Raw genomic sequence first — 23999 nt, forward strand, 5'->3', positions numbered from 1 at the left:
GCAATTGTCTTCGCCCCGCGATGAGGCCACTACAGCCTGCACATCAAGCGTCGTCTGGATTACGGCCGCTGTGCGGCCGATCGCCGGCAAGCCCGGCTCCCACACGGCGGGCCTGGATCAATTCCCACAGCCGCGCGTCTTCAAAATCGGCCACCACCAGTTGTGCTCCGGCCGCCTGCAGGGCCTCGGCAGACTGGCTGGTAGAGATTCCCACCGTGAAGATCCCCGCAGCGCTGGCAGCAGTCACTCCCGGTACCGAATCCTCGAACGCCAGGGCATGCGCCGCGCGCGTGCCAAGCCGCTCAAGGCCGGTGAGGTAGGGCAGCGGATCCGGCTTGGCACGGGCCAGTTCTTCAGCCACCAGCACATGTTCGAAACGCCCACCCAGAGCCATCGCCTCGAGCATGTGCTCGGCATTGGCCCGCGGCGCATTGGTGACTACGGCCATGCCGATGCCGTGCCGTTCGGCATGTTCAAGCAGGCGCAGCAGGCCGGCGGTGGGTTGCAGGGTCGGCGACAGGGCACGAAAGCGTGCCTCCTTGAGATCGGCGAAGGCCTGGTGCGCGGCCAGCGGCCGGTCGGGGAACAGGTAGCGGCACAGGTCGGCGTTGGCCCGGCCGCTGACGTGGGCGTCGAATTCGGCTTCGGTCAGCTCCCGGCCTTCTTCACGCAACAGCTGTTGCAGGGCCAGCAGGTGGAGGTTGTCGGTATCGGTCAGGGTGCCGTCGAGGTCGAACAACAGGGCTTCAAGCATGTCGGGGGTCCGCTGCAAAGGCTGTCCAGCATAACCCGATCAAGGGGGCTGGTCAGCGGGAGACGAAAAGAGTACAAATGTACTCCATGAATACTTTATCGCCCAAACGCAGCGCTATCCTCACGTTCATCCGCGACCGCATCGCCGATCACGGCCAGCCGCCGAGCCTGGCCGATATCGCCACGGCCTTCGGCTTTGCCTCGCGCAGCGTGGCGCGCAAGCACATCCAGGCCCTGTGCGAGGCCGGTTTCATCGAGGTCACGCCCAACCAGGCCCGGGGCATTCGCCTGGCCGGTGCCTTGCGCCGCCCCGAGGTGCTGGAGATCCCGGTATTGGGCCAGGTGGCGGCGGGGCGGCCGATCGGTCCCGACGTCGACATCCACGAGCAACTCATGCTCGATGCCCACCTGTTCAGCCGCTCGCCCGACTACCTGCTCAAGGTGCGTGGCGACTCGATGCTCGACGACGGCATCCTCGACGGCGACCTGGTCGGCATCAAGCAACAGGCCGAGGCCCGCGACGGGCAGATCATCGTCGCGCGCCTGGAGGGTGAGGTGACCATCAAGCGCTTCGAGCGGGTCAGCGCCCGGCATTACCGCCTGCTGCCACGCAACCCGGCCTATGCACCGATCGACATTGGCCCAGGCCAGGACTTCGTCATCGAAGGCGTGTTCTGCGGCCTGGTGAGGCGCGGCTGATGGGCGCCGTGGTCAGCCTCGACGGGCTGCTCGACCAGCAGCGCGTCTGGAAGGGCCGCCCCCAGGCGCAGCCCCCGGGGCTGCAGCCCACCGGCCATGCGGTGCTGGATGCGGCGCTGCCGGGTGGCGGCTGGCCAGCAGGTGCGCTCACCGAGGTGCTGCTGGCCGCCGAGGGCTGTGGCGAGCTGCACCTGCTGTGGCCAAGCCTGGCGCGGTTGACCGCCGGTGGCGAACGGGTAGTGCTGGTTGCACCGCCCTTCGTGCCCTACGCACCTGCCTGGCAGGCCGCCGGGGTCGACCTGCAGTACATTGCCCTGGTCCAGGCGCACCCGGGCGAGGTGCTCTGGGCCGCCGAGCAGTGCCTGCGCTCGGGCAGTTGCGGCGCGGTACTGTGCTGGCCGCACAAGGCCGACGACCGCGCCTTGCGCCGCTTGCAGGTAGCGGCCGAAAGCGGCCAGGCCCTGGCCTTTGCCCTGCGTCCGATGCAGGCTGCGCTCAACCCTTCGCCGGCGGCGTTGCGCATTGCCGTCGATGCCCGCCCGGCCCAGTGGCGGGTGCTCAAGTGCCGGGGCGGGCTGGCTCCGGCCATGCCCATTGCCTGCCCCGGGCGAGGCTGATGGATCATGCTCTGGGCCTGTATCCTGCTGCCGCAGCTGGCACTCGACGCCGTGCTGCGCGGGCGCGACGATCCCGACACGCCGCTGGTGCTGCTCAGCGGGCCGCCCCAGCGCCGGGTGCTGCAGGCGGTCAACGCGGCCGCCGCCGCCCTGGGCTTGCGCGCCGGCCAGCCGTTGACCACCGCCCAGGCGCTGGCGGGGCATTTCACCTGCGTTGACCACGACCCGGCCGCCATCGAGCCGCTACAGCAACTGCTCGCCGCCTGGGCCTATCGCTTCAGCTCCCAGGTCAGCCTGCATTACCCGCGGGTGCTGCTGCTCGAGGTCGAGTCCAGCCTGGGGCTGTTCGGGCCCTGGCCGGCATTCGAGGCGCGCCTGCGGGCCGAGCTCGGTGCCCTGGGGTTTCGCCACCGTATCGTGCTGGCCAGCAACCCGGTGGCCGCGCGCATGCTTGCCAACTGTCATGACGGCCTGGCGCTCACCGATCCCGAACAGACCCGCGCCGCCCTCGAGCAACTGCCCATCGAGCGGGTCGGCTTGCCTGAACAGGCGGCCAGCGCCTTTGCGCGCATGGGCCTGCGCCGGCTCGGCCAGGTCATGGCGTTGCCGCGCCAGGCCCTGGCCCGGCGTTTCGCCGCCCCGGTGCAGTTGCACCTGGACCGCTTGCTCGGGGTGCGGCCCATGGCCTTGGCGTTCTACCTACCGCCGGATCGTTTCGATGCCCGCCTGGAGCTGAATTTTGATGTGGAGTCGCACCAGGCCCTGCTCTTTCCGATGCGCCGCCTGATCAACGACCTGGCCGCTTTCCTGGCCGGGCGCGACAGTGGCGTGCAGCGCTTCACCCTGCACCTGGAGCACGGCGAAGGTCCCGACACCTGTGTGGCCGTCGGCCTGCTGGCTGCCGAGCGTGACCCGCAGATGCTCTTCGAACTGGCCCGTGGGCGCCTGGAGCAACTGCAACTGGGCGCGCCGGTGCGCAACCTGCGCCTGCTGGCCGAAGACCTGCCGGCCTTTGTGCCGCAACACAGCGAACTGTTCGACCCGCGCCCGCAGCAGAATCAGCCCTGGGAGCAGTTGCGCGAACGCCTGCGCGCACGCCTGGGTGACAGCGCGGTACGCAACCTCGCGGCCCAGGACGATCATCGCCCCGAGTGCGCCTGGCGCCTGGACAGCGCCGCCAAGCTGCCGCCAGCGCCCAGTGCGCCGCGCCCGGGCTGGCTGCTGGCCGAGCCCCAGGCCTTGCCGGGGGTGGGGGTGCAGCTGCTGACGGGGGCCGAGCGGATCGAGTCCGGCTGGTGGGATGGCGGTGACATACGCCGCGACTACTACCGGGTACAGACCCCGACCGGGCTGTATGCCTGGGCCTACCGCAACCTGGGTGAGGATGGTCCGCTGTGGCTGCAGGGCTGGTTTGCATGAGCGCGCTCCAGGGCTACGCCGAACTGCACTGCCTGTCGAATTTCAGCTTCCAGCGTGGCGCCTCCAGCGCCCGGGAGTTGTTCGAGCGCGCCCGCCAGCACGGCTACCAGGCCCTGGCCATCACCGACGAATGCACCCTGGCGGGAATCGTGCGGGCCTGGCAGGCGGCCAGGGCCGTCGACCTGGCCCTGATCGTCGGCAGCGAAGTGCGCCTGCACCAGGGGCCCAAGCTGGTGCTGCTGGCCGAGAACCTGACCGGTTACCAGCACCTGTGCCGGTTGATCACCCTGGGCCGGCGGCGGGCGCAAAAGGGCACGTACCAGTTGCTGCGCGACGATTTCGAGGCGCCGCTTGAGGGGCTGCTGGCCCTGTGGGTGCCGGATGGTCACGCCGATGACAGGGCCACCGGGCACTGGTTGCGCGAGCGTTTCGCCGAGCGCCTGTGGCTGGCGGTCGAGCTGCACCGTGGCGCCGACGATGGGCTGCGCCTGCAGCAGATGCAGGCCCTGGCCGAGGCGTTGCAGATCCGCGTCGTGGCGGCAGGGGATGTGCACATGCACGCCCGGGGGCGCCGCGCCCTGCAAGACAGCATGACGGCCATCCGTCACCACTGCACCGTGGCCGAGGCCGGGCAACGCCTGTTCGCCAATGGCGAGCGTCACCTGCGCCCGCTGGCGCAACTGGCCGAGCTCTACCCACAGGCCTTGCTCGACGAAACCCAGCGCATTGCCGAGCGCTGCCGTTTCGACCTGAGCCAGCTGTGCTACCAATACCCCCGCGAGCTGGTCCCGGCTGGCCAGACGGCCAGCAGCTGGCTGCGCCACCAGTGCGAGCAGGGGCAGCGCCGGCGCTGGCCGAGGGGCATCGAAGAGCAGGCTCGCGCGACCCTGGAGCATGAGCTCGAACTGATCGCCGAGCTGAACTACGAAAGCTACTTCCTCACCGTGCATGACATCGTCACGTTCGCCCGTGGCCAGGGCATTCTCTGCCAGGGGCGAGGCTCGGCGGCCAACTCGGTGGTGTGCTACGTGCTGGGCATCACCGAGCTGGACCCGATGAAGAGCCATTTGTTGTTCGAGCGCTTTCTGTCGCGCGAGCGTGATGAGCCGCCGGATATCGACGTCGACTTCGAGCACGAGCGGCGCGAAGAGGTACTGCAGTATGTCTTCAGCCGCTACGGTCGCCATCGCGCCGCCTTGACCGCGGTGGCCAGCACCTACCATGCCGCCGGCGCGGTACGCGACATCGCCCGGGTGCTGGGCCTGCCGGTGGCGCAGATCAACGCCCTGGCCGACTGCTGCGGGCGCTGGAGCGACCGCCTGCCGCCGCCCGAGCAACTGCGCGAAGCCGGCTTCGATCCCGACAGCCTGATGCTGCGCCGGGTGCTGGCGCTGACGGGCGAGCTGATCGGCTTTCCCCGGCACCTGTCCCAGCACCCGGGCGGCTTTGTGATTTCCGAGCAGCCCCTGGACACCCTGGTGCCGGTGGAAAACGCCGCGATGGACGGGCGTACGGTGATCCAGTGGGACAAGGACGACCTCGACCTGGTCGGCCTGCTCAAGGTCGATATCCTCGCCCTGGGCATGCTCACGGCCTTGCGTCGTTGTTTCGACCTGCTGTATCGCCACCGTGGCCGTGAGCTGACCCTGGCCACCGTCCCCGCCGACTGCGCCGCGACCTATGAAATGATCGGCCGCGCCGACACCGTCGGGGTGTTCCAGATCGAGTCACGGGCGCAGATGGCCATGCTGCCGCGGCTCAAGCCGAAGAATTTCTACGACCTGGTGATCGAGGTGGCGATCGTGCGCCCCGGGCCGATCCAGGGCGACATGGTCCACCCCTACCTGCGGCGGCGCCAGAACCTGGAACCAGTGACCTATCCATCGCCTGCGTTGAAGAAGGTGTTCGAGCGCACCCTGGGGGTGCCGCTGTTCCAGGAGCAGGTCATGGAACTGGCGATGGTTGCCGGTGGCTACTCGGCGGGCGAGGCCGACCAGCTACGCCGGGCCATGGCCGCCTGGAAGCGCCACGGCGGCCTCGAGCCGCACCGCGAGCGGCTGATCGTCGGCATGCGTGGCAATGGCTACAGCAGTGAGTTTGCCGAACGCATCTTCGAACAGATCAAGGGCTTTGGCAGCTATGGCTTTCCCGAGTCCCATGCCGCGAGCTTCGCCTTGCTGACCTATGCCAGTTGCTGGCTCAAGTGCCATGAACCGGCGATCTTTGCCTGCGCGCTGATCAACAGCTGGCCGATGGGCTTCTACAGCCCTGACCAGATCCTCCAGGACGCCCGCCGCCACCATATCGAGATCCGCCCGGTGGACGTGTGCCACAGCGACTGGGACTGCAGCCTGGAGCCGGGGGCAGGGCAGGCGCTGGCCCTGCGCCTGGGCCTGCGACAGGTGCGCGGCTTCAGTGAGGCCGATGCCCGGCGCATCGAGCAAGCCCGTGCCGGGCGTGGCTGGCGTGATGTCAGCGACCTGTGCCTGCGGGCACAGCTCGATGCCCGTGCCCGTGAACTGCTGGCCGATGCCGGCGCCTTGCGCGCCCTTGCCAGCGACCGCCACCAGGCTCGCTGGCAGGTGGCGGCGGTGCAGGCGCAGTTGCCGTTGTTCGCGGCCGTGGAGCCTGCCGTGGAGGTGCCGGTGGACTTGCCACGGCCCTCGGTCAGTGAGGACATGTTCGCTGACTACGCCAGCGTCGGGACTACCCTGGGGCCGCATCCGCTGACCTTGCTGCGTGGTCGCCTGAATGCGTTGGGCTGTCGCAGTTCGAAGGCGCTGGAGGAGGCCGGGCACGGCGACAAGGTCAGCGTGGCGGGGTTGGTCACCGGGCGCCAGCGCCCGGGGACTGCCAGCGGCGTCACCTTCGTGACCCTGGAAGATGAGTTCGGCAACGTCAACGTGGTGGTCTGGCGCGACTTGGCCGAGCGTCAGCGGCGGGCCCTGGTGGGGGCACGGCTGTTGCGGGTGAGCGGAAGGCTCGAGAGTGAAAGCGGGGTGCGGCATCTGATTGCACAGCGCCTGGAAGACCTCAGCCCCTTGTTGCAGGGGCTGGAGGTGCGCAGCCGGGATTTTCATTGACCCAACGGGGTGGAGCTCAAACCATCGCCAGGTGCTGCTTGCGCGTCGGTACCGGGAAGGCGCGGTCGATGGCGCGCAAATCTTCGCTGTTGAGCACCAGGTGGGCTGCCGCCGCATTCAGGCGCACATGTTCTGGGTCCACGGCCTTGGGGATGGCAATCACGCCGTCCTCGCGTGTCACCCAGGCCAGGCTCACCTGCGCCGGGGTCGCACCATGGCGCTCGGCTATCTCTTCCAGGGTCGGGTGCTTGAGCAAACGCCCGGCCTGGGCGAGCGGGCAGTAGGCCATGGTGGGCAGCTGGCGCTTGTGGCTCCAGGGCAGCAGGTCGAATTCGATGCCGCGCTGGGCCGGGTTGTACAGCACCTGGTTGGTGGCGCAGTGGCTGCTGTATTCATGCAGTTCGCGCAGGTCGTCGACATCGAAGTTCGACACCCCCCACCGGCCGATCTTGCCAGCCTCGCGCAGGCGCTCGAAGGCCTCGACGGTTTCTTCCAGCGGGTACTGGCCGCGCCAGTGCAGCAGGTAGAGATCGATGTAGTCGGTACCCAGGTGCTTGAGGCTGCGTTCGCAGGCAGCGGGTACGCCGGCATGGCTGGCGTTGTGCGGGTAGACCTTGCTGACCACGAAGACCTGGTCGCGGCGCCCGGCGATGGCCTGGCCAACCACCTGTTCGGCGCCGCCTTCGGCATACATCTCGGCCGTGTCGATCAGCGTCAGGCCCTGTTCGATACCCTGTTGCAGGGCCGCCACTTCGCGGCTGCGCTGGCCCGGGTCTTCGCCCATGTACCAGGTGCCCTGGCCAATGGCTGGCACCTGTTGGCCGGCAAGCTTTACTGTACGCATGTCACCTCCTGGAGTCGGGAATGTTGCTGCAGCACCTCAAGCAGCGCCTGGGCCGCTGCCGAGAGTTTATGGTCGGCCAGCAGGCTGACGCCAATGCGCCGTTCGATACTCGGTTCGACCAGGGTGACGCAGCGCGCGCCGAGTTCTTCCATCTGGCCGATGCACAACGCCGGTACCGCGCTGACCCCCAGCCCGTTGGCGACCATGCGGCCGATGGTCGACAGCTGGTGGCTCTCGAAGGCCACCGCCAGCTTGCCGTGTTCGGCAGCCAGGTGCTGCTCCAGCAACAGGCGCACCGCCGAAGGGCGCTGCAGGGCGATGAAGTCTTCGGCGAGCAGTTCGCGCCAGGTCACTTGCTGTTGTCGCGCCAGGGGCGAATCAGCCGGCACCACGGCGACGAAGCGGTCCAGGTACAGCGGTTTGAATATCAACGGTTCGCTGGCGTCCGGTTCGAAGCCGATGCCCAGTTCGACGCGCCGGTGGCGCACCAGTTCCAGTACTTGTTCGTTGATCACGTCGTGCACGGTGACGTTGACCCGCGGGTAGCGCTGGCGAAACACCTTCAGCGCTGCCGGCAGCAGGTTGCCGGCATAGGCCGGCATGGCGGCGATGGCCACCCGGCCCAGTTGCAGAGTAAAGCGCTGGCGCAGCAGTTCTTCGGTGTTGTCCCAATCGGCCAGCAGTTGCCGGGCCAGCGGCAGCAGCACCTCGCCCTCGGGGGTCAGGCTGACGCTGCGGGTGGTGCGGCTGAGCAGGGCGCCGCCGAGGTTGTCTTCCAGGGCCTTGATGGTCAGGCTCAGGGCTGGCTGCGACAGGTGCAGGTGCTCACCGGCCTGGGCAAAGCTCTGGTACTTGGCGACGGTGATGAAGGCGCGCAGCTGTTTGACGTTCATGGGGGTGGTCTATTCTTTTGAAAAATTAATCAAATGATCATAAAAACAAAATTAACAAATAAGTCTATTGGGGTGAAGATGCGTCAAACGCTAACCGGCACCCCTGTCGGTTCAACAACTACAAAAGGCGGATCAGCATGGCCGGACTGGACAAGCGCGTAGCAACCTATGAACAGGCCCTTGAAGGCCTGACCGACAACATGACTGTACTGGCCGGTGGTTTCGGCTTGTGCGGCATTCCTGAAAACCTCATCAACGAGATCAAGCGCCGTGGCGTCAAGGGCCTGACCGTGGTCTCCAACAACTGCGGCGTCGACGGCTTCGGCCTGGGCGTACTGCTCGAGGATCACCAGATCCGCAAGATGGTCGCCTCCTACGTGGGTGAGAACGCCGAGTTCGAGCGCCAGCTGCTCAGCGGCGAGCTGGAAGTGGAGCTGACCCCCCAAGGCACCCTGGCCGAAAAAATGCGCGCCGGCGGCGCCGGCATCCCGGCCTTCTTCACCGCCACCGGCTACGGCACCCCGGTTGCCGAAGGCAAGGAAGTGCGCGAATTCAACGGTCGCAAGTACATCCTCGAAGAAGCCATCACCGGTGACTTCGCTATCGTCAAGGGCTGGAAGGCCGACCACTACGGCAACGTGGTGTACCGCAACACCGCGCAGAACTTCAACCCGCTGGCCGCCACCGCCGGCAAGATCACCGTGGTCGAGGTCGAGGAGATCGTCGAGCCGGGTGTGCTGCTGCCCACCGAGATCCATACCCCGGGTATCTATGTCGACCGGGTGATTGTCGGCACCTTCGAGAAGCGTATCGAAAAACGCACCCTCAAAGCCTGACCCATCCCCGAACAGAACAACAAAGAGATCCTGACCATGGCACTTACCCGCGAACAAATGGCCCAGCGCGTCGCCCGCGAACTCAAGGACGGCTACTACGTCAACCTCGGCATCGGCATCCCGACCCTGGTGGCCAACTACGTCCCGGCCGATATGGACGTGATGCTGCAATCTGAAAACGGCCTGCTGGGCATGGGTGAATTCCCCACCGAAGCGCAGCTGGACGCCGACATGATCAACGCCGGCAAGCAAACCGTGACCGCCCGCCGTGGCGCGTCGATCTTCAGCTCGGCCGAATCCTTCGCCATGATCCGTGGTGGTCATGTCGACCTCACCGTGCTCGGCGCCTTCGAAGTGGACGTGGAAGGCAACATCGCTTCCTGGATGATCCCTGGCAAGCTGGTCAAGGGCATGGGCGGGGCTATGGACCTGGTGGCAGGTGCCGACAACATCATCGTCACCATGACCCACGCCTCCAAGGATGGCGAGTCCAAGCTGCTGCCACGCTGCAGCCTGCCGCTGACCGGTGCCGGTTGCATCCGCAAGGTGCTGACCGACCTTGCTTACCTGGAGATCGAGGACGGCGCGTTCATCCTGCGCGAAACCGCACCGGGGGTGACGGTTGAAGAGATCATCGAGAAGACCGCCGGTAAGCTGATCGTGCCGGATGATGTTAAAGAGATGACGTTCTAAGTCGTTCGACAGGGCCCCATCACGGGGCAACCGTGGGAGCGGGCTTCGTGCCGTTCCAGACAACCCGCTGGTGCTGTTCCTGCCGTGGTTTCTGGGAATCCCCTTGCAGTACACGCCACCGGTGATGCCGACGCCGGCTGGCTGATGGCATTGCCAGCAACGAAAAACGCCCTGCAGTGCAGGGCGTTTTTCGTGGTGGGGACGACTCAGCCGGGGATCATCGCAAAGCCGACGCCGAAGCGGTTCCAGGCGTTGATGGTGGCGATGGCCAGGGTCAGGTTGGCCACTTCGGTTTCGCTGAAGTGCTCCAGCAGTTCACGGTACTGATGCTCCGGGGCACGCAGGTCGGGCAGGCGGGTCAGGCTCTCGGTCCAGGCCAGGGCGGCGCGCTCGCGGGGGGTGAAGTAGGCGGTTTCTTCCCAGACGCTGAGGGTCTGCAGGCGGGCTTCGGTTTCCCCGGCCTTGCGCGCATCGTTGGCGTGCATGTTGACGCAGTAGGCGCAGCCGTTGATTTGCGAGGCGCGCAGGCGGATCAGCTCCAGCAGCGAATTCTCCAGCCCGGATTTGCCCAGGGCCATTTCCAGGCCGACCATCGCCTTGTAGGCTTCGGGTGCGTGTTTGGCCCATTCGATACGATTGCTCATTGATCTACTCCAGTCAGGTCCGCGTCGGGCGGCGATGGCACTACCTTAGCGCTGCGCCGGCCGGGTTCGAATAGCCAATTGCGGCAAATGTCAGGAGGCCAATTCGTCGAGGCGTTGCAGGGTATCGCGCAACCGGTCCAGGGCCGGGTCGATGTCCAGCAGTTCGATGGCGCCAAAACCGATCAGCAGCCCTGAACGCACCGGGGCCTGGGCATGGAAGGGGGCGAGCGAGTAAAGCCCGACCTCGACCTTGCGGGCCATGTCGATGACGAACTGCACGTCCAGGTCGCCCTTGGCCAAGGCACTGAGGTGATAGCCGGCGGTGGCCGGAATCACCTCGAACCAGGGCGCCAGGTCCCCTTGCAGGCGCTGCACGATCCGCGTGCGACGCGCGGCGTACACCTCATGCACGCGGCGGATGTGCTTGAGCAGCGAGCCCTCACTGATGAACCGCGCCAGCGCCCACTGGTTGAGGGTGGGGGTGTGCCAGTCGGTCAGTTGCTTGGCGATGCACAGGGCTTCGCGCAGTGCCGGCGGTGCGATCGTGTAGCCCAGGCGAAGCTCCGGCAGCAGGGTCTTGGAGAATGTCCCGACATAGGCCACCAGGCCGTGACGGTCCATACTCTGCAAGGAATCGGTGGGCCGGCCTTCATAGCGAAACTCGCTGTCGTAGTCGTCTTCGATGATGATCGCGCCCAAGGCCGCCGCGCGCGCCAGCAAGGCCTCGCGACGTACCTGGCTCATGGGCATGCCCAGCGGGAACTGATGCGAGGGGGTCACGTAGATCAGGCGGGTGTCGTCGGCGATCTGATCGACGCACAGGCCTTCGCTGTCGACCGGCACATACTGCAGGTCGGCGCCCTGGGCCAGGAACAACTGGCGCACCGGGGTGTAGCCGGGGTCTTCCATGGCTACCTTGCTGCCAGGTTCGATCAGTACCCTGGCGATCAGGTCCAGGGCCTGCTGGGCGCCATTGCACACCAGCACGTCGGTGTTGCTGCAACGCACGCCACGGGCGAAGGCGATGTGCCGGGCGATGGCTTCGCGCAGCTCCGGCAGGCCCTGGTGCGCAGCGTAGCGGGCGCTGCTGGTGCGGATCTGGCGCAGCGCGTACTGGTTGCAACGGCGCCAGTCGTCGAAGGGGAACTGGCCCTTGCTCGAGGCACCGCCGATGAAGTCGTAACGCAGGGTGGCCGAGCGCATGTCGGCCAGCGGATTGGCCCGGGCCAGCCATTTTTCCAGGGCCTGGGCGCTGGCCAGGGCAATGGAGGGTGCGGGTGTCGGTGCCTGGGTGGGGGCAGGGGTGATGAAGGTACCCTTGCCCACCTTGCCGCTTAGCAGGTTGTCGTAGGTCAGGCGTGAATAGGCTTCGGCCACGGTCTTGCGCGATACCCCCAGTTGTTCGGCCAGCAGCCGTGTGGGCGGCAACTGGGTGCCGGCTGCCAGGCGGCCGCTGTCGATACCGTCGCGCAGTTGTCGGTAGAGCTGCTCGGCCAGGCCCTTGCTGCCGTGCAGGCTGATATGAAGTTCCATGCTGGGGTGAATCCACGCGCAGTTGACTGACGCCGAGAGTAACCGATTTACCCCGCACCTGCCGTTGATCCCCTGGACCGACGCCCGGCCAATGGCACGCCACACTTTAAGGGTCGGGGTTCTCCGGCACACCGGTGAACCTCTTGCACTCGAACAGGAGCGTCGCCATGTACCTGCGAACTCTGTCGGGCCTGGGCTTGAGCCTTGGCCTGTTGCTGACCGCTACCGCCCAAGCCGATACCCCAACGGCTGTCTACCACTACGGCATGCCGCTGGACATTGCCCAGGTGCTCGACATGAGCGAGCCCGCCACCGAACTTTGCGATGTGGTGCAGGCCCGCATGGTCTATGTCGACTCGGCGGGCCAGCAACACACCCTGCAGTACCTGAAGCTGGCGCAGGCCTGCAGCGACCACGATTAGTCCCAGGCCGGTGCCAGGCTTTCGGGGTTGGTCAAGCGCAGGCCGCTGTCCAGCGTGGCGATGCGTGCCATGTCATCGTCGCTCAAGGTCAGTTCGCGGGCCTTGAGGTTGCCGGCCAGGTTTTCGCGGCGGGTCGAGGATGGGATTACCGCATAGCCCTGTTGCATCGCCCAGGCCAGGGTCACCTGCGCCGGGGTGGCGTTGTGCTGCCCGGCGATCTGCTGGATCACTGGGTCTTGCAGGACCTTGCCGTAGCCCAGGGTCATGTACGAGGTCACGGCGATGCCCTGGTTGCGCATGAATTCGACCAGGGTGCGGTTCTGCAGGTAGGGGTGCAGTTCGATCTGGTTGGTGGCGATGGCTTCCTTGCCGACCACCGCGATGGCCTGGCGCAGCAGGTCGATAGTGAAGTTGGACACACCGATCTGGCGGGTCAGGCCCTGGGCCCGGGTTTCTTCCAGGGCGCCCATGAACTCGGCGACCGGCACCGCGCCCTTGGGTGACGGCCAGTGGATCAGGGTCAGGTCCAGGTAGTCGGTGCGCAGCTTGCTCAGGCTGTCCTTGAGGCTCGGGATGAGCTTGTCGGCCGCCAGGTTTTCCGTCCAGATCTTGCTGGTCAGGAACAGCTGGTCACGGGGCAGGCCACTGGCGGCCACGGCCTGGCCGACCTCGGCTTCGTTGCCATAGATCTGTGCGGTATCGATGGCGCGGTAACCCAGGGCCAGGGCCTGACTGACCGAGTCGATCACGACCTGGTCCTTGAGGCGGAAAGTACCGAGGCCCAGCAGGGGAATAGACATAAAGAGGCTCCTTGGAAAGGGCGGTTGCACATGAGGCGTGCAGTATTGCGACTGTATAGCGTGGGAAAAATCCCCGTTACAACACAACTTTTTTGCCTGCGACGCACGAATCCGCCAAGCCTGGTGGTAGCCTTGCCAGGTCAGTCGCAATGGATCTGGTCATGACCCGGCACAAGCTCAGCATTCGTCAACGCAATGTTGACAACATCCTCCTGGCGGCCGAACAGGTCTTTGCCGAAAAAGGTTTCGCCGGCACGGCCATGGCCGATATCGCCGAGGCGGCGCAGTTGCCGCGCAGCAATGTGCACTACTACTTCAGCACCAAGGCCGAGCTGTACCAGGCGGTGTTGTTCGGCCTGCTCGAGGTGTGGAAGCAGGATGCCTTGTGCTTCGAACTCTACGATGATCCGCGTATCGTGCTGTCCAGCTATATCCGCGCCAAGATGATCCATTCGCGGACCCGGCCATATGGCTCCAAGGTCTGGGCCAACGAGATCATTCATGGTGCGCCGAACCTTGGCGCGGCGCTGGATGATCCGCTCTATGGATGGGCGAAGATGAAGGAAGCCAAGATCCGCCAGTGGATCGAGGATGGCCGGATCCTCGCGGTGGAGCCGTCGGGGCTGCTGTACATGATCTGGGCGTCGACCCAGCACTATGCGGACTTCAGCCACCAGGTAGGGCTGCTCAACGATCACCAGCCGCTCTCCGACCTGCAGTTCGAGCGGGCGGTGCAGACGGTGACCAGTGTGATCCTGCGCGGAATCGGGCTGGAACCGTAGGGGCGGTTATCGGCCTGCGAAGGCCTTGAGGCCTTCGCCTTCCAGGCGGTAGCGCACCCACTCATCCTGCGGTTGCGCGCCCAGCGAGCGGTAGAACTGGATCGCCGGTTCGTTCCAGTCCAGTACGCTCCACTCCAGGCGCCCGCAGTCGTTGTCGCAGGCTTCCCGGGCGATGTGGCGCAGCAAGGTCTTGCCCGCACCGCCGCCGCGTTGTTCCGGGGTGATGTACAGGTCTTCGAGGTAGATGCCGTTGCGCCCCAGCCAGGTCGAGTAGCTGTAGAAGTACACCGCATAACCAATGGCCACGCCGTCGCGTTCGCAGATCAGGCTCAGGGCCTTGGCGCCGTCGTCGAACAGGGTGCGTTCGACATCCTCCACCGAGGCGATCACTTCGTGGCGGGCACGTTCGTAGTCGGCCAGTTCAGTGATGAAGGCGAGAATCCGGGCAGCGTCTTCGCGTCGGGCAGGGCGAATGTGCAAGGTCATGGCAGGCGTCCGTGGGGGCTGGTAAGGGCGTTTATCTTAACAAGACAGACGCGGGCTTGACCGGCGATATGATGTGATGGTTGGATCGGCTTCGCGGGGCAAGCCCGCTACTACAAGGACCCTGCAATGACCTGGTCAGCCGAGCAATACAGCACTTTCGAGAACGAACGCACCCGGCCGGTGCGCGACCTGGTGGCCGCACTGCCGCAACGGGCGATCCGCACGGCCATCGACCTGGGGTGCGGCCCGGGCAATTCGACCCAGGTGCTGGCCGAGCGTTATCCCGAGGCAGCCGTCACCGGCCTGGACAGCTCCAGGGACATGCTCGCCGCCGCCCGCCAGCGCTTGCAGGGCATCGAGTTCGAACTGGGGGATATCGGCACCTGGACCGCGCCCGAAGGCATGGACGTGATCCTGGCCAATGCCTCGCTGCAGTGGTTGCCCGATCACGCGCTGCTGTATCCGCACCTGGCCAGGCAATTGACCGAAGGCGGCAGCCTGGCCATCCAGACTCCCGACAACTTCGACGAGCCGGCCCACCGCCAGGCGCGGGAGATCGCCAGCCGTGGCCCCTGGGCCGACAAGATCGGCGCGATCAAGCATCCGCCTCGGCACAGCGCCGCCTTTTACTACGACGTGCTCAGCCCGCACTGTAGCCAGGTGGATGTGTGGCGTACCACCTACTACCACCCGTTGATGGGCGGCGCGCAGGCGGTGGTGGAGTGGTTCAAGGGCTCGGCCCTGCGCCCTTACCTGGCTGCATTGGACGAGCAGGAACAGGCAGACTTTCTCCAGCTGTACCTGCAGGCCATGGAACACGACTACCCGGCGGCAGCCGATGGCAAGGTGCTGTTGCCATTCCCACGCCTGTTCATCGTCGCCACGCGCTGAAGCACACCCACAGGTAGACCGGTGCATTGACCAGCACCACCACGCCCCCGAGCACCCACTGGATGCCCGGGGTGAGGCCGGCAGGGTAGATGATCGGCCAGATGTAGTGCTCGACGAAACCGCCCGCATAACCTGCCATGCCGGCTGCCTGGCGCAGGCTGTTTTCCCAGTCGGTGAGGGGGCAGGGCAGGTGCAGGAACTCCACGGCGATGCCCCAGCACATCGCCGGCAGGTGCCACCAGATTGCGCCGCGCCACTTGAGCAGCAGCAGGCCGCCCAGCAGCACGAACACGATGAACAGCAGATGAAACAGCACCAGTCCATCGGCGCCCAGGCGGTAGAGCATGGCTAGGGGGTCCTTGCGTGTTGAATGTGCCTACGCACCATCATAGAAGTATTCGTTGCTGGCGCCGTGCCGCTCGATCACAGGCGTTGTGATGGCGACGCCTTGCAGGCATTCTGGTGGTTTTCTGCCCGCGGAACCTGCCATGGATGCATCCACGCTGTTGCTCTACGTCATCGCTGCCAGCGCGGTGATGATCACCCCCGGCCCGGCCATGCTCCTGGCCCTCAACAATGGCGCCTCCCACGGTATGCGCGTGGCCGGTTTCGGCATGGCCGGGGCGATGCTGTCGGACCTGCTGCTGATCGGTGCCGTCGGTTGCGGCCTGGGGGCCTTGTTGCAGGCTTCCGAGCAGCTGTTCAGCCTGGTCAAGTGGGTGGGCGCCGTGTACCTGCTGTACCTGGCCTGGGTACTCTGGCGGGCGCCGGGCCATGCCCTTGAACGTGTGCCGGTGAATGCCGGGGCCACTGGCCGCTCGGCGTTCCTGCGTGCCTTGTTCGTGGGCCTGTCCAACCCCAAGGGCCTGCTGTTTTTCTCGGCCTTTTTGCCGCAGTTCATCCGCCCGGACCAACCGGTGGCCGAGCAGTACCTGGTGCTGGCAATCACCAGCGCCGCGCTGGACGGGGTGATGATGGCGGTGTATGCCTACGGCGGCCGGCATGCCATGCGCCGGTTTTCGGTGCGCACCATGCAGTGGATCAACCGCAGTTGTGCCGGCATGCTCGCGGCCCTGGCGGTCGGCCTGAGCCTGTACCGACGCAACGACCTGCACTGACAGCACAACGACGAGGGAGGCTCAGTGAGCCTCCCTCGTCGTTTACCTCACCTGCATGCCCGCGCTTCAGGACGCTTCGCGGTAGGGGTTGCGCGGGTCGTGCTGCCAGTCGAGAAACGGCTTGCCAGTGTCCTGCGGCACCATCTCGATGCAGTCCTCCACCGGGCAGGTGATCTGGCACAGGTTGCAGCCCACGCACTCGGCGTCGATCACCTCGTAGCGGTGGCTGCCGTCGGCCTGCTTGAGGTTGGCGATGGCCTGGTGCGAGGTGTCTTCGCAGGCGATGTGGCAACGGCCGCAGCCGATGCAGGCATCCTGGTCGATCCGGGCGATCACCTGGTAGTTGATGTCCAGGTACTTCCAGTCGGTGGTATGGCCCACGGCGCGGCCGCTGAAGTCCTGCAGGCTGCGGTAGCCCTGGCTGTCCATCCAGCGCGAGAGCCCGTCCTTCATGTCTTCGACGATGCGAAAGCCATGCAGCATGGCGGCGGTGCACACCTGCACGGCCCCGCAGCCCAGGGCGACGAACTCGGCGGCATCGCGCCAGCTGCCGATGCCGCCGATACCGCAGATCGGCAGGCCGCGGGTGGCCGGGTCGCGGGCGATCTCGGCGACCATGTTCAGGGCGATCGGCTTGACCGCAGAACCGCAATAGCCGCCGTGGGTGCTCATGTCGCCGACAATCGGCAGGGCGACCATGCGCTCGAGGTCGACGCTGGTGATCGAGTTGATGGTATTGATCAGCGACACCGCATCGGCGCCGCCACGGTGCGCGGCACGGGCAGACTGGCGGATGTCGGTGATGTTGGGGGTGAGCTTGACGATGACCGGCAGCGAGCAGTGCGTCTTGCACCAGCGGGTGACCTGCTCGACGTACTCCGGTACCTGGCCCACCGCCGCTCCCATGCCGCGCTCGGGCATGCCGTGGGGGCAACCGAAGTTCAACTCGATGCCGTCGGCACCGGTGGCCTCCACCAGGGGCAGGATGGCTTTCCAGGACTCCTCGACGCACGGCACCATCAACGACACGATCAGCGCGCGGTCGGGCCAGTCCTTTTTCACCTGGGTGATTTCGCGCAGGTTGATTTCCAGCGAGCGGTCGGTGATCAGCTCGATGTTGTTGATGCCCATGACCTCGCGGTTGACGCCGTAGTGGGCCGAGTAGCGTGACGACACGTTGACCGCGGCCGGGTCTTCACCGAGGGTTTTCCAGACCACGCCACCCCAGCCGGCCTGGAAGGCACGGACCACGTTGTAGGCTTTGTCGGTGGGCGGGGCGGAGGCCAGCCAGAACGGGTTGGGCGCCTTGATGCCAGCGAATTCGATCGACAGGTCAGCCATTATGCAGCCTCCACATTGAGCATCAGTTGGGCATGGATGGCCTCGGCGGCCAGCTTGCCGTGCTGCACGGCCTGGACGGTCAGGTCCTGGCCCAGGTGGGTACAGTCGCCGCCGGCATACACCCCGGGCAGGCTGGTGCGCATCTGTTCGTCGACACGGATGCGTTCGCCATCGCGGGCCAGGGCCTGGGCGCTGGCGTCACTCAAGGCCTGGTCGTCGAAGGCCTGGCCTATGGCCTTGAAGATCGCATCGGCGGCCAGTTCGAAGGTTTCCCCGGTGGTCTGCAGGCGGCCCTCGACCATCCGCGTACGGGCAAAGCGCATGCCGCGCACCCGGCCCTGGTCGTCGAGCAATACCTGTTCGGGCTGGGCCCAGGTCAGCAGGCGCACCTGGTTGTCCTTGGCGATGTGCTGTTCGTGTTCGGTGGCGCCCATGTCCTCGGTGCCACGGCGGTACACCAGGTTGACATCGCGGGCACCGAGACGGGCCATCTGCACCGCCATGTCGATGGCGGTGTTGCCGGCACCGAGCACAATGCAGCGATCGGCCAGGGGCAGGGCGCCGAGGTCGTCGGCCTGGCGCAGTTCACGGATGTAGTCGGTGGCGGCCAGCAGGCCCGGGGCACTTTCGTCGGCCAGGCCCAGCTGGCGACTGGCGTTGAGGCCAAGGCCGAGGAACACCGCGTCGAACTGTTGCTGCAGATCGGCCAGGCTCAGGTTCTTGCCCAGCACCTGGTCATGACGGATCTCGATGCCGCCGATCTGCATCACGAAGTCCACTTCACGCTGGGCGAAGTCGTCGACCACCTTGTACTTGGCGATTCCGTATTCGTTCAGGCCACCGGCCTTGGGCCGGGCCTCGAAGATCACCACGTCATGGCCGTGCCAGGCCAGGCGATGGGCGCACGACAACCCGGCAGGCCCGGCGCCGACCACGGCAATGCGCTTGCCGGTACTGGCCGCGCGCTGGAACGGATGCTCGGCGAACTCGGCGTGGTCCAGGGCGTAGCGCTGCAACTGGCCGATCAGCACCGGGGCGCATTCCTGGTGATGGTTACGTACGCAGGCTTGCTGGCAGAGGATTTCGGTGGGGCACACCCGCGCGCAGCTGCCGCCGAGGATATTGGCCTCGAGGATTTTCTGCGCCGCGCCCTGGACGTTCTCCTGGTGGATGTTGCGAATGAACGAGGGGATGTCGATATCGCTGGGGCACGCATTGACGCAGGGCGCGTCGTAGCAGTACAGGCAGCGCGAGGCTTCGAGCGCTGCCTGGCGGGCGTTGAGCGGGGGGGCGAGGTCGCTGAACTGCTCGGCCAGGGTGGCGTTGTCGGCGGCTGGTCGGGGGAGGTGGTTGAGGGAATCGATCACGGTGGTTTCCTCTTTTTTATTGTTCTGTGTAGGAGCGGGCTTGCCCCGCGATAGCGATCGTCCAGTCACATCGCATCGCGGGGCAAGCCCGCTCCTACAGCTTCAGCGTTTCACGGCAGTCGGACGCAGATGCTCGGCGCGCTTGCTCAGCAGGTCGAATACCGCCGGGTACGCCGGACGCTCGATGTAGCGCCCGGCACCGCGCTCGGCGCGCAAGTCACCGTTGGCCCAGACCAGCTTGCCCTGGCTGATGGTATGGCTGGGGATGCCCCGCACGGTCTTGCCTTCGAAGATGTTGAAGTCCACCTGCTGATGGTGGGTGGCTGCCGAGATGGTCCGGGTGCCTTGCGGGTCCCAGAGCACCAGGTCGGCATCGGCGCCCACGCGCAGGGCGCCCTTGCGCGGGAACAGGTTGAAGATCTTCGCGGTGTTGGTGGAGGTCAGCGCGACGAATTCCTGCATCGACAGCTTGCCGCTGTTCACCCCCTCGTCCCAGAGCACGGCCATGCGGTCCTCGATGCCGGCGGTGCCGTTGGGGATGCGACTGAAGTCATCGCGCCCGGCGGCTTTCTGCTCGGCGCAGAAGCAGCAGTGGTCGGTGGCGGTGGTGTGCAGGTTGCCCGATTGCAGGCCGCCCCACAGCGCTTCCTGGTGGCCGTCCTTGCGCGGCCGGAACGGCGGGCTCATCACGTACCCGGCGGCCGTCTGCCAGTCGGGGTGGCGGTAGACACTGTCGTCGAGCAGCAGGTGCCCGGCCAGCACTTCACCGTAGACCGGCTGGCCCTTGGCGCGGGCATAGCTGATTTCGTCGAGCGCTTCGCGGGTGGACACATGCACCAGGTACACCGGTGTGCCCAGGGTTTCGGCAATGCGGATGGCGCGGCTGGCCGCTTCGCCTTCCACTTGCGAGGGGCGCGACAGCGGATGCGCCTCGGGCCCGGTGATGCCCTCGGCCATCAGCTTGCGTTGCAGGTGATAGACCAGCTCGCCGTTCTCGGCATGCACGGTGGGCACTGCGCCTAGTTCCAGGCAGCGCTCGAAGCTGGCGACCAGGGTGTCGTCGGCGGCCATGATCGCGTTCTTGTAGGCCATGAAGTGCTTGAAGCTGTTGATGCCGTGCTGGCTGACCAGCTCGCCCATTTCCTCGCGTACCTGCTCGCTCCACCAGGTAATGGCGACATGAAAGCCGTAGTCGGAGGCCGACTTCTCGGCCCAGCCGCGCCATTGGTGAAAGGCTTCGAGCAGCGACTGCTGCGGGTTGGGGATCACAAAGTCGATGATCGAGGTGGTACCGCCGGCAAGGCCTGCCGCGGTGCCGCTGTAGAAATCCTCGCTGGCCACGGTGCCCATGAAAGGCAACTGCATATGGGTGTGGGGGTCGATGCCGCCGGGCATCAGGTACTGGCCGCTGCCATCGAGTATTTCGCAGCCGGTGGGAATCTCGAGGTTGGTGCCGATGGCCTTGATCACCCCGTCGGCACAGAGCACGTCGGCGCGATAACTTTCCTCATGGGTAATCAGGGTGGCGCCACGAATCAAAAGCGTCATCAGATGCTCCTCGCAGGCTTGACCGGTTGTTACCGGTTCTAGGTTTTGTACTCATGACAGCGTAGGTCAAAAACCTGTCATCGCTGACAGGAAATGAATCTAGTCGGCGATTATGGATAGGGCAAATAATTAATAAATAAGCTTATAAACATCATAATAATTTGATTTTTAACGGTTTAATCAATTTATTGGTCGACTGGGAAAACGACCAGTGGTCCTGTCGTTCTTGACAGGTTGTGGAAATGGTCAAGATTTCACATGGGCACCCGTGATTGCCCGCAATGCCCGTGCAAGTACTCCAGCCATCCTGCGGATGAGCAAAAAACACAACAACAGTGGAGCGGCCATGCAGCAGACCAGATCGCAAGTGAGCGAGCGCGACGGCTTATATGAACTCGAGGCCGGCAGCGACGTTCTCGACAGCCCGCGCTACAACCACGACATCGCCCCGACCAAGGTGCACGACCGCACCTGGAACAAATGGCATATCACCGCACTGTGGGTCGGCATGTCGATCTGCGTGCCGACCTATACCCTCGGCGGGGTGCTCACCGCCTACTTCGGGTTGACGGTGGGCGAGGCCTTGCTGGCGATCCTGCTGGCCAACACCGTGGTGCTGATACCGCTGACCCTCAATGCCTTTCCCGGCACCAAGTACGGCATTCCCTTCCCGGTATTGCTGCGCTCCTCATTCGGCATCATTGGCTCCAACGTGCCATGCCTGATCCGCGCCCTGGTGGCGTGTGGCTGGTTCGGTATCCAGACGATGTTCGGCGGGCTTGCCATTCACTTGTTCCTCGGCTCGCTGTCAGCGGACTGGAAAGCCCTGGGCGGAACCGGCGAGGTGATCGGTTTCATGTTGTTCTGGTGCCTCAACCTCTGGGTGGTGCTACGGGGCGCGGAGTCGATCAAGTGGCTCGAGACCCTGTCCGCCCCCTTGCTGGTGCTGGTGGGCGCCGGCCTGCTGGTGTGGGCCTTGCCCAACGTGTCGATCAGCGAGCTGATGGCGCAGCCGCCCAAACGCCCCGAAGGCGCCAGTGTGTATGGCTACTTCTTTGCCGGGCTGACGGCGATGGTGGGGTTCTGGGCGACCCTGTCGTTGAACATTCCCGACTTCAGCCGCTACGCCAAGAGCCAGAAAGACCAGATCCTGGGACAGATATTCGGCCTGCCGCTGACCATGTTCCTGTTTGCCGCCCTGGGCGTGGTGCTCACCGCAGCTTCCACCTCGCTGGTGGGCGAGACTGTCTCCGACCCGGTCAACCTGATCGGGCATATCCAGAGCCCGATGTGGGTGGCCCTGGCCATGGCGCTGATCATCATCGCCACGCTGTCGACCAACACCGCAGCGAACATCGTGTCGCCCACCAATGACTTCCAGAACCTGGCACCCAAGTGGATCGGGCGAACCACGGCGGTGCTGCTGACCGGCCTGGTCGGCTTGCTGCTGATGGGTCACGAGCTGCTGAAAAAGCTCGGCTGGATCGTCAGCGATGTAAGCCTTGAAAGCGTCTATTCCAACTGGCTGCTGGGGTACTCGAGCCTGTTGGGGCCGATTGCCGGGATCATGGTGGTGGACTACTTCCTGATTCGCAGGCAGACCCTGGACCTGGCCGGCCTGTACCGGGACGACGTCTACCCGGCCTGGAACGTCGCCGGCTTCATCGCCTTCGGTGTGCCGGTGGCGCTGACCCTGCTGTCGCTGCAAAGCCAGGCTTTCAGCTGGTTCTACGACTTTGGCTGGTTCACCGGCTCGGCCCTTGGGGGCTTGATCTACTACGCCCTGGGCACGCTCAAGGCGGCGCGCACGGCCAGCTTCAAACCCACTGTGTAACGCCATGGCCCACAGAGGCCAGGCACCTGATGGAGGTAACCCATGCAAAGCACACAGGACGTTCTGCAATCGAGCTTGCGGCATATCAACGGCGAGCGGCTCTGGCAGTCACTGATGGACCTGGCCCAGCTGGGCGCCACGGTCAAAGGCGGTGTGTGCCGCCTGGCCCTGACCGACCTGGACCGCCAGGCCCGCGACCTGTTTGTCAAATGGACCCAGGAGGCGGGCTGCACGGTGAGTATCGACGGCGTGGGCAATATCTTTGCCCGCCGCCCGGGGCGCAACCCGCAACTGCCGCCGGTGATGACCGGCAGCCATATCGACACCCAGCCCACCGGCGGCAAGTTCGACGGTTGCTTCGGGGTACTGGCCGGGCTTGAGGTGATGCGCACCCTCAATGACCTGAAGATCGAGACCGAGGCGCCGCTCGAGGTGGTGGTGTGGACCAACGAGGAGGGCTCGCGCTTTGCGCCATGCATGATGGGGTCGGGGGTGTTCGCCGAAAAATTCACCCTGGCCGAGACCCTGGCCAAGACCGATGCCGAGGGCATCACCGTCGGCGAGGCACTGAACGCCATCGGCTATGCCGGGCCGCGCGCGGTCAGTGGCCATCCGGTGGGGGCGTATTTCGAGGCGCACATCGAGCAGGGGCCGATCCTCGAGGACCAGCGCAAGACCATCGGCGTGGTGCTCGGCGCGCTTGGCCAGAAGTGGTTCGACCTGACCCTGCGCGGCGTCGAGGCCCATGCCGGGCCGACCCCGATGCACCTGCGCAAGGATGCCCTGGTGGGCGCCAGTGCGGTGGTGGCGGCGGTCAACCGCGTGGCCCTGGAGCACCAGCCCCATGCGTGTGGCACGGTGGGTTGCCTGCAGGTCTATCCGGGCTCGCGCAATGTGATCCCCGGCGAGGTGCGCATGACCCTGGACTTCCGTCACCTGGAGCCTGCACGGCTGGACTCGATGATCGCCCAGGTCAAGGGCGTGATTGCCAGCACCTGCGAGCAGCATGGCCTGGGCCACACCCTGACACCGACGGCCGACTTTGCGCCGCTGTATTTCGAGCAGGGGTGTGTCGAGGCGGTACGCAGCGCGGCGCAGGGCCTGGGGCTGTCGCACATGGACATCGTCAGTGGCGCCGGGCATGACGCGATCTTCCTGGCCGAGCTGGGGCCGGCGGGGATGATCTTCGTGCCGTGCGAGGGCGGGATCAGCCACAACGAAATCGAGAATGCGGCGCCCGAGGACCTGGCCGATGGCTGCGCGGTGCTGTTGCGCGCGATGTTGGCAGCGGCCCAGGCAGTGGCGCGGGGCAGGGAGGCGGCGTAGGGCCCGGGATTCAATCGCGGGGCAAGCCCGCTCCCAGCGAAGATTTTGCGATCGCCGGTGGGAGCGGGCT

Annotated in this window: 23 protein-coding genes; 12 read left to right on the forward strand and 11 right to left on the reverse strand. The window is 65.7% G+C overall.

Annotated features, from left to right (window positions below):
* Positions 1-43 precede the first annotated feature (43 nt).
* Positions 44-754, reverse strand: coding sequence for an HAD family hydrolase (locus NPS58_RS05650; RefSeq protein WP_274114297.1), 711 nt, complete (start codon positions 752-754; stop codon positions 44-46).
* A 77-nt stretch (positions 755-831) separates the two neighbouring features.
* On the opposite strand from NPS58_RS05650, the gene lexA reads away from it, so the two are divergent.
* Genes lexA through NPS58_RS05670 form a run of 4 tightly spaced genes read left to right on the forward strand, consistent with a single transcriptional unit; the run spans position 832 to position 6571 of the window.
* Positions 832-1452 (forward strand): transcriptional repressor LexA, encoded by a 621-nt coding sequence (gene lexA, locus NPS58_RS05655; protein WP_274114299.1) that lies wholly within the window; start codon positions 832-834, stop codon positions 1450-1452.
* Positions 1452-2069 (forward strand): translesion DNA synthesis-associated protein ImuA, encoded by a 618-nt coding sequence (imuA, locus tag NPS58_RS05660; protein WP_274114300.1) that lies wholly within the window; start codon positions 1452-1454, stop codon positions 2067-2069. Before lexA ends, imuA begins: the two co-directional genes overlap by 1 nt.
* 6 nt (positions 2070-2075) lie before the next feature.
* Positions 2076-3488 carry a Y-family DNA polymerase gene (locus NPS58_RS05665; RefSeq protein WP_274114302.1) on the forward strand — a complete coding sequence of 471 codons (1413 nt, stop codon included), beginning with the start codon at positions 2076-2078 and terminating at the stop codon, positions 3486-3488.
* Positions 3464-6571 (forward strand): error-prone DNA polymerase, encoded by a 3108-nt coding sequence (locus NPS58_RS05670; RefSeq protein ID WP_274114304.1) that lies wholly within the window; start codon positions 3464-3466, stop codon positions 6569-6571. The genes NPS58_RS05665 and NPS58_RS05670 overlap by 25 nt, the downstream gene beginning before the upstream one ends.
* A gap of 16 nt (positions 6572-6587) precedes the next feature.
* Here NPS58_RS05670 and NPS58_RS05675 read toward each other — a convergent pair whose 3' ends face one another.
* On the reverse strand, positions 6588-7415 hold the full coding sequence (locus tag NPS58_RS05675; RefSeq protein WP_274114306.1) for an aldo/keto reductase: 828 nt from the start codon (positions 7413-7415) through the stop codon (positions 6588-6590).
* Complete coding sequence (locus NPS58_RS05680; protein ID WP_274114308.1) at positions 7403-8308, reverse strand: LysR family transcriptional regulator; 906 nt, start codon at positions 8306-8308, stop codon at positions 7403-7405. Before NPS58_RS05680 ends, NPS58_RS05675 begins: the two co-directional genes overlap by 13 nt.
* Before the next feature lie 137 nt (positions 8309-8445).
* Here NPS58_RS05680 and NPS58_RS05685 point away from each other — a divergent pair, with 137 nt between their 5' ends.
* Positions 8446-9144 (forward strand): CoA transferase subunit A, encoded by a 699-nt coding sequence (locus NPS58_RS05685; protein WP_045183840.1) that lies wholly within the window; start codon positions 8446-8448, stop codon positions 9142-9144.
* A gap of 36 nt (positions 9145-9180) precedes the next feature.
* The gene (locus tag NPS58_RS05690) at positions 9181-9837 is read left to right on the forward strand and encodes a CoA transferase subunit B (protein WP_274114310.1); all 657 of its coding nucleotides are present in this window, start codon (positions 9181-9183) and stop codon (positions 9835-9837) included.
* A gap of 206 nt (positions 9838-10043) precedes the next feature.
* Here NPS58_RS05690 and NPS58_RS05695 read toward each other — a convergent pair whose 3' ends face one another.
* Positions 10044-10481, reverse strand: a complete 438-nt coding sequence (locus NPS58_RS05695) for a carboxymuconolactone decarboxylase family protein (protein ID WP_274114312.1) — start codon at positions 10479-10481, stop codon at positions 10044-10046.
* Between the two features lie 90 nt (positions 10482-10571).
* Complete coding sequence (locus tag NPS58_RS05700) at positions 10572-12014, reverse strand: PLP-dependent aminotransferase family protein (RefSeq protein ID WP_274114314.1); 1443 nt, start codon at positions 12012-12014, stop codon at positions 10572-10574.
* A gap of 167 nt (positions 12015-12181) precedes the next feature.
* Between NPS58_RS05700 and NPS58_RS05705 the strand changes: the two genes are divergently transcribed.
* Positions 12182-12436, forward strand: coding sequence for a DUF2790 domain-containing protein (locus tag NPS58_RS05705; protein ID WP_274114316.1), 255 nt, complete (start codon positions 12182-12184; stop codon positions 12434-12436).
* On the opposite strand, the gene dkgB is transcribed toward NPS58_RS05705, so the two are convergent.
* A complete protein-coding gene (gene dkgB / locus NPS58_RS05710) occupies positions 12433-13236 on the reverse strand; it encodes a 2,5-didehydrogluconate reductase DkgB (protein ID WP_274114317.1) in 804 nt (267 codons plus the stop codon). The two genes, NPS58_RS05705 and dkgB, sit on opposite strands and share 4 nt — an antisense overlap.
* A gap of 161 nt (positions 13237-13397) precedes the next feature.
* On the opposite strand from dkgB, the gene NPS58_RS05715 reads away from it, so the two are divergent.
* Entirely contained in the window at positions 13398-14018 is a 621-nt protein-coding gene (locus tag NPS58_RS05715) for a TetR/AcrR family transcriptional regulator (protein WP_274114319.1), read from the forward strand.
* 6 nt (positions 14019-14024) lie between these two features.
* On the opposite strand, the gene NPS58_RS05720 is transcribed toward NPS58_RS05715, so the two are convergent.
* Entirely contained in the window at positions 14025-14504 is a 480-nt protein-coding gene (locus NPS58_RS05720) for a GNAT family N-acetyltransferase (protein WP_274114321.1), read from the reverse strand.
* 126 nt (positions 14505-14630) lie between these two features.
* Here NPS58_RS05720 and tam point away from each other — a divergent pair, with 126 nt between their 5' ends.
* On the forward strand, positions 14631-15395 hold the full coding sequence (gene tam / locus NPS58_RS05725) for a trans-aconitate 2-methyltransferase (protein WP_274114323.1): 765 nt from the start codon (positions 14631-14633) through the stop codon (positions 15393-15395).
* Here tam and NPS58_RS05730 read toward each other — a convergent pair.
* The gene (locus tag NPS58_RS05730) at positions 15376-15741 is read right to left on the reverse strand and encodes a DUF2784 domain-containing protein (RefSeq protein ID WP_274114325.1); all 366 of its coding nucleotides are present in this window, start codon (positions 15739-15741) and stop codon (positions 15376-15378) included. The genes tam and NPS58_RS05730 overlap by 20 nt on opposite strands.
* Positions 15742-15883: 142 nt before the next feature.
* On the opposite strand from NPS58_RS05730, the gene NPS58_RS05735 reads away from it, so the two are divergent.
* A complete protein-coding gene (locus tag NPS58_RS05735) occupies positions 15884-16513 on the forward strand; it encodes a LysE family translocator (RefSeq protein WP_274114327.1) in 630 nt (209 codons plus the stop codon).
* A gap of 66 nt (positions 16514-16579) precedes the next feature.
* On the opposite strand, the gene preA is transcribed toward NPS58_RS05735, so the two are convergent.
* The 3 genes from preA to hydA all read right to left on the reverse strand — a co-directional run bounded on the left by preA (position 16580) and on the right by hydA (position 20769).
* On the reverse strand, positions 16580-17857 hold the full coding sequence (preA, locus tag NPS58_RS05740; protein WP_274115366.1) for an NAD-dependent dihydropyrimidine dehydrogenase subunit PreA: 1278 nt from the start codon (positions 17855-17857) through the stop codon (positions 16580-16582).
* Positions 17854-19221 (reverse strand): NAD(P)-dependent oxidoreductase, encoded by a 1368-nt coding sequence (locus tag NPS58_RS05745; protein WP_274114328.1) that lies wholly within the window; start codon positions 19219-19221, stop codon positions 17854-17856. The genes preA and NPS58_RS05745 overlap by 4 nt, the downstream gene beginning before the upstream one ends.
* 102 nt (positions 19222-19323) lie before the next feature.
* Positions 19324-20769, reverse strand: coding sequence for a dihydropyrimidinase (gene hydA, locus NPS58_RS05750; RefSeq protein ID WP_274114330.1), 1446 nt, complete (start codon positions 20767-20769; stop codon positions 19324-19326).
* A 346-nt stretch (positions 20770-21115) separates the two neighbouring features.
* On the opposite strand from hydA, the gene NPS58_RS05755 reads away from it, so the two are divergent.
* Together NPS58_RS05755 and NPS58_RS05760 are read left to right on the forward strand one after the other, a co-directional pair.
* Positions 21116-22603, forward strand: coding sequence for an NCS1 family nucleobase:cation symporter-1 (locus tag NPS58_RS05755; protein WP_274114332.1), 1488 nt, complete (start codon positions 21116-21118; stop codon positions 22601-22603).
* 42 nt (positions 22604-22645) lie between these two features.
* On the forward strand, positions 22646-23929 hold the full coding sequence (locus NPS58_RS05760; protein ID WP_274114334.1) for a Zn-dependent hydrolase: 1284 nt from the start codon (positions 22646-22648) through the stop codon (positions 23927-23929).
* Positions 23930-23999: the final 70 nt, after the last annotated feature.

Origin of the sequence: Pseudomonas putida (assembly GCF_028682455.1) — a bacterium.
GTDB classification, from domain to species: Bacteria; Pseudomonadota; Gammaproteobacteria; order Pseudomonadales; family Pseudomonadaceae; genus Aquipseudomonas; species Aquipseudomonas putida_AA.

Coding starts and splice junctions, on each gene's coding strand:
- NPS58_RS05650 (WP_274114297.1), bottom strand. CDS start 754: ATGCTTGAAGCCCTGTTGTTCGACCTCGACGGCACCCTGACCGATACC.
- lexA (WP_274114299.1), top strand. CDS start 832: ATGTACTCCATGAATACTTTATCGCCCAAACGCAGCGCTATCCTCACG.
- imuA (WP_274114300.1), top strand. CDS start 1,452: ATGGGCGCCGTGGTCAGCCTCGACGGGCTGCTCGACCAGCAGCGCGTC.
- NPS58_RS05665 (WP_274114302.1), top strand. CDS start 2,076: ATGCTCTGGGCCTGTATCCTGCTGCCGCAGCTGGCACTCGACGCCGTG.
- NPS58_RS05675 (WP_274114306.1), bottom strand. CDS start 7,415: ATGCGTACAGTAAAGCTTGCCGGCCAACAGGTGCCAGCCATTGGCCAG.
- NPS58_RS05680 (WP_274114308.1), bottom strand. CDS start 8,308: ATGAACGTCAAACAGCTGCGCGCCTTCATCACCGTCGCCAAGTACCAG.
- NPS58_RS05685 (WP_045183840.1), top strand. CDS start 8,446: ATGGCCGGACTGGACAAGCGCGTAGCAACCTATGAACAGGCCCTTGAA.
- NPS58_RS05690 (WP_274114310.1), top strand. CDS start 9,181: ATGGCACTTACCCGCGAACAAATGGCCCAGCGCGTCGCCCGCGAACTC.
- NPS58_RS05695 (WP_274114312.1), bottom strand. CDS start 10,481: ATGAGCAATCGTATCGAATGGGCCAAACACGCACCCGAAGCCTACAAG.
- NPS58_RS05700 (WP_274114314.1), bottom strand. CDS start 12,014: ATGGAACTTCATATCAGCCTGCACGGCAGCAAGGGCCTGGCCGAGCAG.
- NPS58_RS05705 (WP_274114316.1), top strand. CDS start 12,182: ATGTACCTGCGAACTCTGTCGGGCCTGGGCTTGAGCCTTGGCCTGTTG.
- dkgB (WP_274114317.1), bottom strand. CDS start 13,236: ATGTCTATTCCCCTGCTGGGCCTCGGTACTTTCCGCCTCAAGGACCAG.
- NPS58_RS05715 (WP_274114319.1), top strand. CDS start 13,398: ATGACCCGGCACAAGCTCAGCATTCGTCAACGCAATGTTGACAACATC.
- NPS58_RS05720 (WP_274114321.1), bottom strand. CDS start 14,504: ATGACCTTGCACATTCGCCCTGCCCGACGCGAAGACGCTGCCCGGATT.
- tam (WP_274114323.1), top strand. CDS start 14,631: ATGACCTGGTCAGCCGAGCAATACAGCACTTTCGAGAACGAACGCACC.
- NPS58_RS05730 (WP_274114325.1), bottom strand. CDS start 15,741: ATGCTCTACCGCCTGGGCGCCGATGGACTGGTGCTGTTTCATCTGCTG.
- NPS58_RS05735 (WP_274114327.1), top strand. CDS start 15,884: ATGGATGCATCCACGCTGTTGCTCTACGTCATCGCTGCCAGCGCGGTG.
- hydA (WP_274114330.1), bottom strand. CDS start 20,769: ATGACGCTTTTGATTCGTGGCGCCACCCTGATTACCCATGAGGAAAGT.
- NPS58_RS05755 (WP_274114332.1), top strand. CDS start 21,116: ATGCAGCAGACCAGATCGCAAGTGAGCGAGCGCGACGGCTTATATGAA.
- NPS58_RS05760 (WP_274114334.1), top strand. CDS start 22,646: ATGCAAAGCACACAGGACGTTCTGCAATCGAGCTTGCGGCATATCAAC.